Here is a 13186-nt window from a genome sequence, read left to right on the forward strand (position 1 = left end):
AAGGGGTGGGAGCTTCGCGGTGGGGAAGGGGTGGGAGCTTCGCGGTGGGGAAGGGGTGGGAGCTTCGCGGTGGGGAAGGGGTGGGAGCTTCGCGGTGGGGAAGGGGTGGGAGCTTCGCGGTGGGGAAGGGGTGGGAGCTTCGCGGTGGGGAACGGGTGGGAGCTTTGCGTCAGGGTTGAGTGGAGAGTTCGTGGTGGGGATCGAGTGGGGAGGTTGCCAGGGGGAGCGAGTAGGGAGTTCGTGGGCAGCGGGCGTTGTCGATTGGCGCGCGGGCTTTCGACGGGTGTGCCGGAACACTGTTTAGACTCGAAGTAGTTTTGGGTGTGAATCGACGAGGAGGACGGTGTCGCTGGAACAGTCCGCCGACCGGCTCGGGCGTCTGCTCGGGCCGCTGCGCCGGGCGATGGTGCGCTCGATCCGCCGCACCGATGCGGTCCCCGAGGTCAGCGAGAGCCAGTTCGAGCTGTTGCGGGTGCTGCCCGCCGATGGAGTGCTGGGTCCGCAGGCGGCGGCGGAGCGGATGCACGTGGCGCCGTCGACGGTCAGCAACCTCGTCAAGGCCATGACCAAAGCCGGTCTGGTGGAGCGCATTCGGGATCCCGATGATTTTCGCGCCGTCGGACTGTCGCTGACGCCGACGTCGCGCGCGGTGTTGGATCGCTACCTGCAGGTGAGCTCGGCCGTGCTGGTGCAGGCTCTTCGGCAGCTGCCCAAGCGGGATCAGCAGGCGTTGGAGCGGGCGATTCCCGCGCTCGAGCGGCTGCTGGTCGTGCTCACCGAGAATGACCAGCAGGAGTCCGGCGCGGGATGATCGTCAGTGCCGCAGCTGCGCGTCGGCGAAGGCGATGCTGTCGGCCGCGGCGGCCGCGACCACACCCTCGTGGGTTTGCCCGGGGTACTCGCGGTAGGTGACCGGTTGTCCGGCGGCGCCGAGTTCGGCGACGGTGAGTTGGGTCGTGGCCGGGAAGACGCACTGGTCGGCGAGACCCTGACCGATGCGGACGGGCGCGCGGTAACCGGTGGTGGGGATCTCGAACACCGAGGCGGCGACAGCGGTGACATCACCGTCGATCAGCGGTTTGGCCAGGAGCTGTCCGAACGCGAGATCGGCGACGTCGTCGGCCATTTCGGCGGGGCACTTGTGGTCGACGTCGGCCATGATCCGGGAACCTGTGGCGTTGAGGTAGGGGGTGGGGTCGAAATCCGGTCGCGCAACGGCCAACCCGCGCAGGATGTAGGCGCCGACCAAGGCAAATCCGGCCGGGGTGGCGGTCGCGGGGACCGCGGGATTGCCGAACGCGGCCAATTGCTGGGCTATGTGGTTGATCGGGGCCAACGCGACCGTGCCCCGCAAATCCAGTTCCGGTGCGTAGTCGGTCGCGTGGGTGGCGGTGAACAGAGCCGCGTGCCCGCCCTGGGAGTGGCCGACCGCCACCCACCGATTCGACAGGCCGGGGTCGACTGTGCGGGCGGCGCGGACGATATCGATGGCGGCGTGGGCTTCGGTGCGTCCGTCGAGGTAAGGCTGCGTGCCCGGGTCGCCGAGGGCGGCATAGTCGGTGGCTACCACCGCGTATCCGTGCCGCAGCCACCGGGCCAGGAATTCGTTCCTGTCGTCGTCGGAGCCGCTGGTGGACGGGGCGCATGCGGCGGCGATGCCGACGGTGGGATGGTGCCACGACATCACCGGCCAGCCACCGGGCGGCGGCGTTCCCGAAGGAAGGAATACGCGCCCGGTCACCGGGACGGGCTGGTTGTGCGGCCCGGTCGACCAATAGGTGATGCGTTGTGCCACACCGGCTCCCGCAGGCCGAGCCGCGCCGGTCAGCTCGCCGAACTCGATCACCGCGCCAGGCGTCGCCACGGTGGCCTCGTCGTGGGTTGGTCGAGCATCGGCGGTCGGCGCCGTCACGATGACGGCCGCGGTGGTTGCCGCGGTCAGCAAAAGCCGGCGACGCTTCATCGCGGGGTGCTCCTCTCGGAACTTTCGTTCTTGGCGATCCAGGCCGTGCGCATGTCGCGCAGGGTCCACATCAGCTGATCGTCGGGGATGAAGAAACCACCCAGACCGCTGGCGAACAGCAGGTCCAAGCTGTGGCGGGTGGTGGCATTCAATCGATGCTCGAGGTCCGCGCCCGGCTCGGGCGGGGCCGGGAGCAGGATCACCACGGTGTCCTCGCGCTGTTCGACGGCCTCGATCCGCACACCGTCGGGCCGACAGCCGTATTCCTCGGTGATCGCCGCGGTGGGGTCGGCGAGCAGCTCCCGTCGATAGTCGGGATCGACCATGAGCCGGGTGTAGTACGCGGTGATGTAGTCATGCGTCATCGGTGCCTCCCGGACGGTAGCCGCGGCGCATGGCCAGCAGGTCGACCTTGGCGGCCTCGGGCATCAACCACACGAACGATTCACCGCTGCGCCACAGATCGAACTGATTCACCACCTCCACGTCGTCGGGGCCGCATTCGGGGCGGGCCGGGGGGAAGGTGAAGTAGAGCGTGTCGCGGCGCTGCACCCGAATATCGAACCGCAGCCCGGCCGGTACCGAGACGCCCAGAGCGGCAAGGGCTTTCGTCGGATCGGTGCGCAGCTGTTCGGCGAATTCCGGGTCGGTCCAGGCGCGGCGGGTCAACGCCGCCTCGAGATCATCGCTCATCGGTCACCTCGCGGCGTCGGTCGAGGCTTATCAGGACAGTCGTACTCATCGGCACCCCTCTCCATGTACTTTTGTTACAAAATACTTTACAGGCAAAAATGAGTCGCGGTCTGTGACCCCTGCTACACGGTGCGCGGCGCTGCGGTGCTCGAATGGGAGAGTACGGTCGATCTGCGCGGGTCCGCGGCATCGACACCGTCGGATCGGGTGTTCCCCCGAGCGCGGCATTCCATCATCCGGGACGGGCTCGCCCTGGGGAGAGGTGGCGTGGCGGCACCGGATATCGTGGCGCAGTCTGTGGTCGGGCACGGGAGCTCGATATCTGCGGCCGGTGATACTGAACGGAGTGTTGTGAGATGAAGCTTGCTGTCATCCCAGGAGATGGGATCGGGCCGGAGGTCATCGCCGAGGCGCTCAAGGTGCTCGATGCGGTGGTGCCGGGCGTGGAGAAGACCCATTACGACCTGGGGGCCAAGCGGTATCACGCGACGGGGGAGGTGCTGCCGGAGTCGGTGCTGCCGGAGTTGAAGCAGCACGATGCGATTCTGCTGGGGGCCATCGGGGATCCGTCGGTGCCGAGCGGGGTGCTCGAGCGAGGGTTGTTGTTGCGCACCCGGTTCGCGCTCGACCATCACGTGAATCTGCGGCCGTCGAAGCTGTATCCGGGGGTGAGCAGTCCGCTGGCCGGGACGCCGGATATCGACTTCGTCGTCGTGCGCGAGGGAACCGAGGGGCCCTACACCGGAACCGGCGGTGCGATTCGAGTGGAGACGCCGCACGAGGTGGCCACCGAGGTCAGCACCAACACCCGCTTCGGCATCGAGCGCGTGGTGCGCTACGCCTTCGACAAGGCGAACCAGCGGCGCAAGCATCTGACCCTGGTGCACAAGACCAACGTGCTCACCTTCGCCGGATCGTTGTGGCAGCGCACGGTGAACGAGGTGGGCGCGCAGTACCCGGACGTCGAGATCGCCTACCAGCACATCGATGCCGCGACCATCCATATGGTCAACGATCCGGGCCGCTTCGATGTCATCGTGACCGACAACCTGTTCGGCGACATCATCACCGATCTGGCCGCGGCCGTCTCCGGCGGCATCGGCCTGGCCGCCTCGGGCAATATCGACGCCTCGGGCGCCAACCCGAGCATGTTCGAACCCGTGCACGGCAGCGCCCCCGATATCGCGGGTCAGGCCAAGGCCGATCCGACCGCCGCGATCCTGTCGGTCGCGCTGCTGCTCACCCACCTCGGCAGGACCGAGGAGGCCACCCGCATCGAGTCGGCCGTCGCCAAGGATCTGGCCGCCCGCACCGGCGCCGCGTCCACGACCGAGATCGGCGACCGCATCGCCGCCGCGATCTGATCTTCTCCGTCGGCCCCGTGTCCCAATCCCGTTAGGACGCGGGGTCGTTCGGTATCGAGATCCGGGAAGTGCTTGCCCCCGAAACTATTTCGAAGCGGTGGCTCTTCACACCCTAGGGGTGTTGCAAAAGATGCACCGGGACGGCACTCGTGTCCGATTTTCTCTGACACAATATGAAAAAGGTTGCCTCCCTTGGGCACCCAGCAACCTTCACGGGCTCGCCAGCAACCTACGCTCCCGGTTTGCCGGAAGCATCCGGGTCAGTTGTCCAGTACCCCTTGAGCTTCCGACCGAGACGCCGGCCGCGTCCGGACGCTTCGGTCGTCCGGGACGAGAGGCACTGCGGCGACGGCGATTACGGCCGCGATCAGATAGGCCGCGGGGAAGCCTACGGCGGCGATGACCGCGCCGAAGGCCGGTGCGATGGCGGCCGAGGCCAGATTCTGTCCGGTGTTCTGGATGCCCAGCCCCCGCCCGCTCCAATACGGCCCGGCGATCTCGGCCACCGCGGTGAAGGCAAGACCGTTGTCCGCCACGGTGATCACCGAGGCGACCACCAGGATCGGGACCGCCGCCCACCACCAGTGCAGCCCGGCGGCCGCGGCCAGGCCCGCCATCGACAGCACGGCCGCGACGGCAACCGTTCGCAGCGGCCGCAGTCGGCTGCCCACCCGATCCGACCAGATGCCCACCCCGATCCGACCGCCCGCACCCAGCAGCTGCGTCACCGTGACCAGCGCGCCCGCGATCGGCAGCGACAGACCCACATCGCGGTGCAACCACAGCAGTGCGAAGGTCCACACGGTGGCCTGCGGAATCACCAGCAGCACCGACACCCCGTGGATGCGCAACAGCGTCGTATCCCCGCGATACGGATTGTCCGGCCGGGCATCCCCCGACAGCGGAGGCCGTGGCGGATCGATGATGCCGATCGCGCAACCGGCCGCGGCCAGTCCGGCCATCACCGCCGGGACCAGCATCGCGGCGGAAAAACCGTGCGCGGCAGCGGCAGTGGGGATCGCCAGCGCGCCGACCGCGAGTCCGAGCGGCTGTGCGGTTTGCCGGATCCCCATCGCCAGGCCGCGTCTTTCCGGCGGGAACCAGCCGACGATCACCCGTCCGCTCGCCCCGTTGGTACTGGCCGCGCCCATGCCCGCCACGAACAGCAACGCGCCCAGCACAAAGTGATTGGACACCGCGGCCGCCGCCGCACCGGCCGCGCACATCAGCAGCGGACCGGCCACCAGTACCGCCCGCTCCCCGATCCGGTCGACCGCGTATCCCCAGGCGATGAGCATGCAGCACAGTCCGACGGTCGGCATCGCGACCAGCAGACCGGCAGTGGGCAAAGACATTCCGTGGTCGGTCAGCGCGGGGAGCAGAAACGGCGTGCCGTGCACCATGATCGCGCTGGAGCTCTGCGCGAAGACGCCGAGTGCGAGCATGGCCCACCGGCGGGTCGCCCGGATCTCGGACAAGGTGGCCATGCGCATCACTCCTGTCTCGCATAATGGGACGATTGTCTTGCATTATGAACGAGGGTCCAGCGTACACCCGCCGCGCGAATCGAAATTGCGCAGGTCGATAGACTGCGACCCATGCGTCTAGGTCGTGTTGCCAGCCCCGACGGGGTCGCTTTCGTGAGTATCGAGGGGTCCGAGCCGGACGCCGTAGTACGTGAAATCGCCGAACATCCGTTCGGCACGCCGACGTTCACCGGCCGCAGCTGGCCGCTGGCCGATGTGCGACTGCTGGCGCCGATCCTCGCCAGCAAGGTGGTCTGCATCGGTAAGAACTATGCCGCGCACGCTGCCGAGATGGGCGGCGAGGCGCCGGAGGATCCGGTGATCTTCCTCAAGCCCAATACCGCCATCATCGGTCCGAACGCGCCGATCCTGTTGCCGCCCAGCTCCTCTCGGGTGGACTACGAGGGCGAGCTGGCGGTGGTGATCGGCCGTCCCTGCAAGGATGTTCCGGCCGCCCGGGCCAAGGATGTCATTCTCGGTTACACCGTTGCCAACGATGTCACCGCCCGTGACCAGCAGCGACACGATGGCCAGTGGACCCGCGGCAAGGGCTATGACACCTTCTGCCCGCTGGGCCCCTGGATCGAGACTGCCCTGGACCCGGCCGATCTGGAGATCACCACCGAGCTCGACGGCGAGGTCCGCCAGCGCAGCCGCACTTCGCTTCTGCTGCACGACATTCCGAAGCTGGTCGAGTGGATCACCGCGGTGATGACGCTGCTGCCCGGTGATGTGATCCTCACCGGTACGCCGGAAGGTGTAGGAGAGATCAAGGATGGGCAAACTGTGTCCGTGACGGTCGAGGGCATCGGCACCCTAACCAATCCCGTTGCCGCCAAACGCTGATCGAGAGAAGGAACATGACTGACGTACGGGTCCGATTCTGCCCGTCACCGACCGGCACCCCCCATGTCGGCCTGATCCGGACCGCCCTGTTCAACTGGGCCTTCGCCCGGCACCACGGCGGCGCCTTCGTCTTCCGCATCGAAGACACCGACGCCGCACGCGATTCCGAGGATTCCTACCGGGCGCTGCTGGACGCGCTGCGCTGGCTCGGCCTGACCTGGGACGAGGGTCCCGAGGTGGGCGGGCCCTACGGTCCGTATCGCCAGTCGCAGCGACGCGAGCTGCACACCGACGTGGTGCGGCGGCTGCTGGAGGCGGGGGAGGCCTACGAATCCTTCTCCACCCCAGAGGAAGTCGAGGCCCGGCACCGCGCGGCCGGACGGGACCCGAAGCTGGGCTACGACAACTTCGATCGCGATCTGTCGCCCGAGCAGATCGCGGCGTACAAGGCCGAGGGCCGCCCTGCCGTGATCCGGTTGCGTATGCCCGATCGCGACATCACCTGGACCGATCTGGTGCGCGGTGAGACGACCTTCCGCGCCGGGAGCGTGCCCGACTTCGCGCTCACCCGCGGCACCGGCGACCCGCTGTACACCCTGGTCAATCCGCTGGACGACGCATTGATGAAGATCACGCACGTGTTGCGTGGTGAAGATCTGTTGTCTTCGACACCGCGGCAGATTGCGCTGTATGAGGCATTGCAGCGGATCGGGGTGGCGGAGTTCACTCCGGAGTTCGGTCATCTTCCGTTCGTGATGGGGCAGGGCAACAAGAAGTTGTCCAAACGTGATCCCGAATCGAATCTGTTCGTCCACCGCGAGCGCGGATTCATTCCCGAAGGTTTGCTGAATTACCTCGCGTTGCTCGGCTGGAGTCTCGCCGACGATCGCGATGTGTTCAGCATGGCGGAGATGGTTGCGGCCTTCGACATATCGAAAGTGAATTCGAATCCGGCGCGTTTTGACCAGAAGAAGGCCGATGCGCTCAACGCGGAGCACATTCGTTTGCTCGATTCGGGTGATTTTGCCCACCGGCTCCGCGAGTACCTGACCGAGCACGGTCACATCGGGGCCGAAGTGGACGAGGCGCTTTTCGCCACCGCGGCGGAGTTGGTGCAAACCCGAATCGTCGTGCTCGGCGATGCCTGGGATCTGCTGAAGTTCCTGTTCGTACCGGCCGACGAGTTCGCGATCGACCCGGTCGCGGCCCAGAAGAACCTCGGGCCCGATGCCGAGCCGGTGTTGCGCGCGGCCGTGAAGGCGCTGGCGGGCGTATCGGACTGGGCGGCGTCCGCGCTGGAGGAGGCGCTGAAAACGGCGCTGGTGGACGATCTGGGCCTCAAACCGCGCAAGGCCTTCGGGCCGGTGCGGGTCGCGGTGACCGGATCGCATATCAGCCCGCCGCTCTACGAGTCGCTCGAGCTGCTCGGGCGCGAGATCACGATGGAGCGGCTGCGCGCCGGGCTCGAGCGAACCTCCTGAGCCCGGTCGGACGCCCAAAACAGGCCGTCTGCCAGGCGATTTGTAGTTTTCCGGGCCGGGTTTGGTACTCTTCTTCCCGGCCCGGAAAGCGGCCCTCACCCCGACGGGGGAGAGGGAGAAAGCCCAGGTCATTGGGGTATGGTGTAATTGGCAACACAGCTGATTCTGGTTCAGCCATTCTAGGTTCGAGTCCTGGTACCCCAGCGGTGAGTGTTGATTCGCTTCGGTTCGCGGTCGAGGTGGACAGCCTCCAGGCGATTTGGTCGCCGAGGTCTCGGCCGGTTAAGCTAGCCGAGCCTCCACTCCGGAGCGCCAATCCTGGTCCCGTCGTCTAGCGGCCTAGGACGCCGCCCTCTCAAGGCGGTAGCGCGGGTTCAAATCCCGTCGGGACTACTTGCGAAGGCCCCCAGCTCATTGAGCTGGGGGCCTTCGTCGTGTCGGCCTGGGTCCCGGCCTTCGGCCGGGAAACAAGAGGGCGGGGCCCGGGCCAGCGAGGGCGCGGAGCTCGGGGCTACGGGGAGGTCGAGCTGGAGGCCTTCGTCGAGTTCAGGCCCGGGGCGGCCAGGTCGACCCGCCTGCGGGGATTTCCGGCATGCCGAGTTTGCGGTGGTCCCAGCTGCGGATTCGGGTGGGGATGATGCGGATGGCGACGCGCTTGTTGAGCATGGCCTCGACCATGGGGCGGACGTCTTCGGTGTAGGGGCCGGTATAGCGCTCCCAGACGCTCACTCCGACGCGGAACAGAGCCTCGGGGTCCTCCACGATTTCGGCGCGACCCTCGATCGACAGGCCGCGCAGCTGGTCGTAGGTGTCACCGGCCTCGACGAGGACGGTGACGCGGGGGTCGCGGCGGATGTTGACCGCCTTCTGTGATTTGGCCTTGGTCTCGAACCAGATCTGGCCGTCGACCAGGCCGTACCACATGGCGGTCAGGTGGGGCAGGCCCGATCTGCCCAGCGTCGCCAGGGTCATGACGCGGCTGCGCGCGAGGAATTCGGTGGCCTCGGCGTCGGACATGACGATCTGAGCGCGTTGTTTCACTCCCATACGCCGACTGTAGTTTACGGCGTATGGTCCGCGTCACAGCCGGATCCGGCCAGCGGGCGCTCAGAGCCGTTTGTGCAGCGCGTCGGCCGCGGCGACCAGGTCGGCAGCCCAGCGTGCGCCCGGTCGGCGGCCCATGCGGTCGATCGGCCCCGACACCGAGACCGCGGCCACCACGGCCCCGGTCGAATCGCGGACGGGCGCGGACACGCTGGCCACCCCGGCCGCCCGCTCGGCCGCGCTCTGCGCCCAGCCGCGGCGGCGCACCTCGGTCAGCGCCCGTTCGCCGAAGACCGCGTCCATCAGCACGCTGCGCTGCAATTCCGGATCGCCCCAGGCCAGCAGCACCTTGGCCGCCGAACCGGCGGTAAGCGGCAGTCGTGCGCCCACGGGGACGGTGTCGCGCAGCCCGGCCGCCGGTTCCAGCGCGGCCACGCAGACCCGCGAATGCCCGTCCAGGCGGTAGAGCTGCACGCTCTCGCCGGTGATCTCGCGCAGCCGGGGCAGGATGGCCGCGGCCGCGTCGAGCAGCGGATCGTCGGCCGTGGTGGCCAGCTCGGACAGGGCCGGACCGGGCCGCCACAGGCCGTTGCTGTCGCGGGCGAGCATGCGGTGCACCTCCAGGCCGACGGCCAACCGATGCGCGGTCGCGCGGGGCAGGCCCGTGCGCGTGCACAGCTCGTTCAGCCCGCACGGCTGCTCGGCCACCGCGTAGAGCACGGACATGGCTTTGTCGAGCACTCCGATACCGCTATGCTGTCTCATACAACGATACTAACGTCTCGCATAGTGAGATTTGCAAACCGCACCGCGTTGTCAGCCCATTCGATGCGGTGAATGCCTACCGAAAGGTGGATCGAAGATGGCCGACCGGCCACGCACTCTGGCGGAGAAGGTCTGGGAGCAGCACGTCGTCTCCCGTGGCGAGGGCGCGGGGGACGCCCGCGAGCCCGATCTCATCTACATCGACCTGCACCTGGTGCACGAGGTGACCAGCCCGCAGGCGTTCGACGGCCTGCGCGCGGCCGGGCGCGGCGTGCGGCGGCCCGACCTCACCATCGCGACCGAGGACCACAACGTCCCGACCGTCGACATCGATAAGCCGATCGCCGACCCCATTTCCCGCACTCAGGTGGATACGCTGCGGCGTAATTGCGCGGAATTCGGCGTCCGGCTGCACCCGATGGGCGATATCGAGCAGGGCATCGTGCACGTGGTCGGTCCGCAACTGGGCCTGACCCAGCCGGGTATGACCGTGGTCTGCGGCGATTCGCACACCTCCACTCACGGCGCGTTCGGCGCGCTGGCCATGGGCATCGGCACCAGCGAGGTCGAACACGTGCTGGCCACCCAGACGCTGTCGCTGCGGCCGTTCAAGACCATGGCGATCAATATCGACGGTCAGCTGCCGCCCGGCGTGACGAGCAAGGACGTGATCCTGGCCGTCATCGCCAAGATCGGCACCGGTGGCGGCCAGGGCTATGTGCTCGAGTACCGCGGCGAGGCCGTGCGGGCCATGTCCATGGAGGCGCGGATGACCATGTGCAACATGTCCATCGAGGCGGGCGCCCGGGCGGGAATGGTGGCGCCCGACGAGGTCACCTATGAATTCCTGAAGGGCCGCCCGCACGCACCGCAGGGTGCGGACTGGGATGCGGCCGTGGCGGCCTGGGAGGCACTGAAGACCGACGAGGGCGCGGAATTCGACGCCGAGGTGCATATCGACGCGTCGTCGCTGACCCCCTTCGTCACCTGGGGCACCAATCCCGGACAGGGTGCGCCGCTGGGCGCGACCGTGCCGAATCCGGCCGAGATCGCCGACGAGACCGAGCGGGAGGCCGCCGAGAAGGCGCTGCGCTATATGGCTTTGGAGCCCGGTACTCCGCTGCGAGAAGTGCCCGTCGACGCCGTGTTCGTGGGTTCGTGCACCAATGGCCGGATCGAGGATCTGCGGGCCGTGGCCGAGGTGTTGAAGGGCCGCAAGGTGGCCGACAACGTGCGGATGTTGATCGTGCCCGGCTCGATGCGGGTGCGCGCCCAGGCCGAATCCGAGGGGCTGGGCGAGATTTTCACCGCCGCGGGCGCGGAGTGGCGGCAGGCGGGCTGCTCGATGTGCCTGGGCATGAATCCGGATCAGCTTTCGCCCGGTCAGCGCTGTGCTTCCACCTCCAACCGCAACTTCGAGGGCCGGCAGGGCAAAGGTGGCCGCACGCACCTGGTTTCGCCGCTGGTCGCGGCGGCCACCGCGGTGCGCGGAACCCTGTCCTCACCTGCGGATCTGAACTGACCCCAGCCAAAGCGCTGGGGCGAGCCGGCCGACTTTTCGTACCAACCAGGAGAACTCATGGAACCCTTCAAGGTGCACAAGGGGATCGGGGTGCCGCTGCGCCGATCCAACGTCGACACCGACCAGATCATCCCGGCGGTCTACCTCAAGCGGGTCACCCGGACCGGCTTCGAGGACGGTCTGTTCGCGGCCTGGCGTTCGGATCCGGGCTTCATTCTGAACACCGAGCCCTACAACCGGGGGTCAGTCCTGGTCGCCGGTCCGGATTTCGGGACGGGATCCTCACGTGAGCATGCCGTTTGGGCCCTGCTGGACTACGGCTTCCGGGTGGTGATCTCACCCCGGTTCGGCGACATCTTCCGAGGTAACGCGGGTAAGGGCGGCCTGGTCGCGGCCCGAATGTCACAACATGATGTCGAATTGCTCTGGAAGTTGCTCGAGGAACAGCCCGGTCTGGAATTGATCGTGGACCTCGAGGCCCGCACGGTGACCGCTGGAACCACCGTGTTGCCCTTCGATATTGACGACTACACCCGGTGGCGTCTGCTCGAGGGTCTGGACGACATCGGCCTGACACTGCGTCGGGAGGGCGCCATCGCCGAGTTCGAAAAGGCAAGGCCAGCATGGAAACCCACCACCATTCCGAACCCTATTTCGCAGACGTAAACACTCCTGGGTGTTAGCTGAGAGCTACCAATCGCGATTGCTGCACGTGTGCCACGCCACATGAAATTTGGCGTGGCACATAGACTCTTGCCCAATGAAGGTTTACCGTGGTACCTAGTCGGTCCGACGACGGGCCATTAGTCTGCGGAGGATTCAATGAACAAGGCGGAACTGATCGACGTTCTGACCGAGAAGTTGGGCACTGACAGGCGCACGGCCACTGCGGCAGTCGAGCAGATTGTCGACACGATCGTGCGCGCGGTGAACAAGGGTCAGAGTGTCACCATCACCGGATTCGGTGTCTTCGAACAGCGCAAGCGTGCGGCGCGGGTGGCGCGTAACCCCCGCACCGGCGAGACCGTGAAGGTGAAGCCGACTTCGGTACCCGCATTCCGCCCGGGTGCGCAGTTCAAGGCGATCATCGCGGGCAAGCAGAAGATCGCGGCGGCCGGTCCGGCCGTGAAACGCGGTGTCGCAGCGCCGGTGTCGGGTGGCACGAAGAAGACCGCCAAGAAGGCCACGGCGAAGAAGACCACCGCCAAGAAGACCGCCGCCAAGAAGACGGCGACCGCGAAGAAGGCGGCCAAGAAGGCCCCGGCCAAGAAGGCGACGGCGAAGAAGACCACCGCCAAGAAGGCCCCGGCCCGCAAGACCGCGACCAAGGCCACCGCCAAGAAGACCACGGCCAAGGCCACGGCGAAGAAGACCACCGCCAAGAAGACCGCCGCCAAGAAGACGGCGACCGCGAAGAAGGCGGCCAAGAAGGCCCCGGCCAAGAAGGCGACGGCGAAGAAGACCACCGCCAAGAAGGCCCCGGCCCGCAAGACCGCGACCAAGGCCACCGCCAAGAAGACCACGGCCAAGGCCACGGCGAAGAAGACCACGGCCAAGAAGACGGCCGCGAAGAAGACCACGGCCAAGCGGACCGCTGCCAAGCGGACCGCGCGCCGCTGACCCACCACGCAAGACCCCCGGCCGAAGTACATGGCCGGGGGCTTCTTGTGTTTGGTGGGCCGGAGCCCTGGATCCGGCGCTGGGGCGCCGGATCCAGGGAATGGAGAGGGGGAGCGCGCCCTGGGGAAATAGGGGAGCGCGCCTGGGGGAGTGGGGAAGCGCGCCTGGAGGAGTAGGGGAGCGCGCCTGGAGGAGTGGGGAAGCGCGCCTGGAGGAGTAGGGAAGCGCCTGGGAGAGAGTGGCGAAGCGCCGGGAGAATGGCGAAGTGTTGGGGAGAATGGGGAGCGCGCCGGGGAAAGTGGGGAAGTGCTGGGAGAGAGGGGAAGCGCGCCGGGAGAGAGGAAGTGCGCTGGGAAGTGGGG

Annotated in this window: 13 protein-coding genes and 2 tRNA genes; 9 read left to right on the forward strand and 6 right to left on the reverse strand. The window is 67.3% G+C overall.

Annotated elements, in window-relative coordinates:
- Window positions 1–343 precede the first annotated feature (343 nt).
- On the forward strand, window positions 344–811 hold the full coding sequence (locus NDR87_RS09860) for a MarR family transcriptional regulator (RefSeq protein ID WP_251910869.1): 468 nt from the start codon (window positions 344–346) through the stop codon (window positions 809–811).
- 3 nt (window positions 812–814) lie between these two features.
- On the opposite strand, the gene NDR87_RS09865 is transcribed toward NDR87_RS09860, so the two are convergent.
- From NDR87_RS09865 to NDR87_RS09875, 3 genes are read right to left on the reverse strand one after another with little or no spacing between them, the layout of a single operon-like run.
- Window positions 815–1963: a S9 family peptidase gene (locus NDR87_RS09865; protein WP_251910870.1), complete on the reverse strand. Its 1149-nt coding sequence runs from the start codon at window positions 1961–1963 to the stop codon at window positions 815–817.
- Window positions 1960–2328, reverse strand: coding sequence for a hypothetical protein (locus NDR87_RS09870; RefSeq protein WP_251910871.1), 369 nt, complete (start codon window positions 2326–2328; stop codon window positions 1960–1962). The genes NDR87_RS09865 and NDR87_RS09870 overlap by 4 nt, the downstream gene beginning before the upstream one ends.
- The gene (locus NDR87_RS09875; RefSeq protein WP_251910872.1) at window positions 2318–2656 is read right to left on the reverse strand and encodes a nitrile hydratase; all 339 of its coding nucleotides are present in this window, start codon (window positions 2654–2656) and stop codon (window positions 2318–2320) included. Before NDR87_RS09875 ends, NDR87_RS09870 begins: the two co-directional genes overlap by 11 nt.
- Before the next feature lie 356 nt (window positions 2657–3012).
- On the opposite strand from NDR87_RS09875, the gene NDR87_RS09880 reads away from it, so the two are divergent.
- The gene (locus NDR87_RS09880; RefSeq protein ID WP_251910873.1) at window positions 3013–4020 is read left to right on the forward strand and encodes a 3-isopropylmalate dehydrogenase; all 1008 of its coding nucleotides are present in this window, start codon (window positions 3013–3015) and stop codon (window positions 4018–4020) included.
- A gap of 260 nt (window positions 4021–4280) precedes the next feature.
- Here the strand turns inward: NDR87_RS09880 and NDR87_RS09885 are convergent, their stop codons facing one another.
- Window positions 4281–5507 carry an MFS transporter gene (locus tag NDR87_RS09885; protein WP_251910874.1) on the reverse strand — a complete coding sequence of 409 codons (1227 nt, stop codon included), beginning with the start codon at window positions 5505–5507 and terminating at the stop codon, window positions 4281–4283.
- Between the two features lie 111 nt (window positions 5508–5618).
- On the opposite strand from NDR87_RS09885, the gene NDR87_RS09890 reads away from it, so the two are divergent.
- The 4 genes from NDR87_RS09890 (at window position 5619) to NDR87_RS09905 (ending at window position 8266) form a co-directional block, all read left to right on the forward strand.
- Window positions 5619–6392, forward strand: coding sequence for a fumarylacetoacetate hydrolase family protein (locus NDR87_RS09890; protein ID WP_251910875.1), 774 nt, complete (start codon window positions 5619–5621; stop codon window positions 6390–6392).
- A gap of 14 nt (window positions 6393–6406) precedes the next feature.
- The gene (gene gltX, locus NDR87_RS09895; RefSeq protein WP_251910876.1) at window positions 6407–7873 is read left to right on the forward strand and encodes a glutamate--tRNA ligase; all 1467 of its coding nucleotides are present in this window, start codon (window positions 6407–6409) and stop codon (window positions 7871–7873) included.
- Between the two features lie 132 nt (window positions 7874–8005).
- A tRNA-Gln gene (locus NDR87_RS09900) sits at window positions 8006–8077 on the forward strand.
- Window positions 8078–8193: 116 nt separating this feature from the next.
- Window positions 8194–8266, forward strand: a tRNA-Glu gene (locus NDR87_RS09905).
- A 153-nt stretch (window positions 8267–8419) separates the two neighbouring features.
- Here the strand turns inward: NDR87_RS09905 and NDR87_RS09910 are convergent.
- Window positions 8420–8920 carry a pyridoxamine 5'-phosphate oxidase family protein gene (locus NDR87_RS09910; protein ID WP_251910877.1) on the reverse strand — a complete coding sequence of 167 codons (501 nt, stop codon included), beginning with the start codon at window positions 8918–8920 and terminating at the stop codon, window positions 8420–8422.
- Window positions 8921–8980: 60 nt separating this feature from the next.
- Window positions 8981–9682, reverse strand: a complete 702-nt coding sequence (locus NDR87_RS09915; RefSeq protein WP_251910878.1) for an IclR family transcriptional regulator — start codon at window positions 9680–9682, stop codon at window positions 8981–8983.
- A 97-nt stretch (window positions 9683–9779) separates the two neighbouring features.
- On the opposite strand from NDR87_RS09915, the gene leuC reads away from it, so the two are divergent.
- The 3 genes from leuC (at window position 9780) to NDR87_RS09930 (ending at window position 12824) form a co-directional block, all read left to right on the forward strand.
- Window positions 9780–11204: a 3-isopropylmalate dehydratase large subunit gene (gene leuC, locus NDR87_RS09920; protein ID WP_251910879.1), complete on the forward strand. Its 1425-nt coding sequence runs from the start codon at window positions 9780–9782 to the stop codon at window positions 11202–11204.
- Window positions 11205–11261: 57 nt separating this feature from the next.
- Complete coding sequence (gene leuD, locus NDR87_RS09925) at window positions 11262–11870, forward strand: 3-isopropylmalate dehydratase small subunit (RefSeq protein ID WP_251910880.1); 609 nt, start codon at window positions 11262–11264, stop codon at window positions 11868–11870.
- A 156-nt stretch (window positions 11871–12026) separates the two neighbouring features.
- Entirely contained in the window at window positions 12027–12824 is a 798-nt protein-coding gene (locus tag NDR87_RS09930) for an HU family DNA-binding protein (protein WP_251910881.1), read from the forward strand.
- Window positions 12825–13186: the final 362 nt, after the last annotated feature.

It is taken from the genome of Nocardia sp. CDC159, assembly GCF_023740735.1.
Taxonomy (GTDB): domain Bacteria; phylum Actinomycetota; class Actinomycetes; order Mycobacteriales; family Mycobacteriaceae; genus Nocardia; species Nocardia pulmonis.

What these genes read in the sequence shown, in the direction of transcription:
- NDR87_RS09865 (WP_251910870.1), bottom strand. Translation starts at nt 1,963, where the DNA reads ATGAAGCGTCGCCGGCTTTTGCTGACCGCGGCAACCACCGCGGCCGTC.
- NDR87_RS09870 (WP_251910871.1), bottom strand. Translation starts at nt 2,328, where the DNA reads ATGACGCATGACTACATCACCGCGTACTACACCCGGCTCATGGTCGAT.
- NDR87_RS09875 (WP_251910872.1), bottom strand. Translation starts at nt 2,656, where the DNA reads ATGAGCGATGATCTCGAGGCGGCGTTGACCCGCCGCGCCTGGACCGAC.
- NDR87_RS09880 (WP_251910873.1), top strand. Translation starts at nt 3,013, where the DNA reads ATGAAGCTTGCTGTCATCCCAGGAGATGGGATCGGGCCGGAGGTCATC.
- NDR87_RS09885 (WP_251910874.1), bottom strand. Translation starts at nt 5,507, where the DNA reads ATGGCCACCTTGTCCGAGATCCGGGCGACCCGCCGGTGGGCCATGCTC.
- NDR87_RS09890 (WP_251910875.1), top strand. Translation starts at nt 5,619, where the DNA reads ATGCGTCTAGGTCGTGTTGCCAGCCCCGACGGGGTCGCTTTCGTGAGT.
- gltX (WP_251910876.1), top strand. Translation starts at nt 6,407, where the DNA reads ATGACTGACGTACGGGTCCGATTCTGCCCGTCACCGACCGGCACCCCC.
- NDR87_RS09910 (WP_251910877.1), bottom strand. Translation starts at nt 8,920, where the DNA reads ATGGGAGTGAAACAACGCGCTCAGATCGTCATGTCCGACGCCGAGGCC.
- NDR87_RS09915 (WP_251910878.1), bottom strand. Translation starts at nt 9,682, where the DNA reads ATGAGACAGCATAGCGGTATCGGAGTGCTCGACAAAGCCATGTCCGTG.
- leuC (WP_251910879.1), top strand. Translation starts at nt 9,780, where the DNA reads ATGGCCGACCGGCCACGCACTCTGGCGGAGAAGGTCTGGGAGCAGCAC.
- leuD (WP_251910880.1), top strand. Translation starts at nt 11,262, where the DNA reads ATGGAACCCTTCAAGGTGCACAAGGGGATCGGGGTGCCGCTGCGCCGA.
- NDR87_RS09930 (WP_251910881.1), top strand. Translation starts at nt 12,027, where the DNA reads ATGAACAAGGCGGAACTGATCGACGTTCTGACCGAGAAGTTGGGCACT.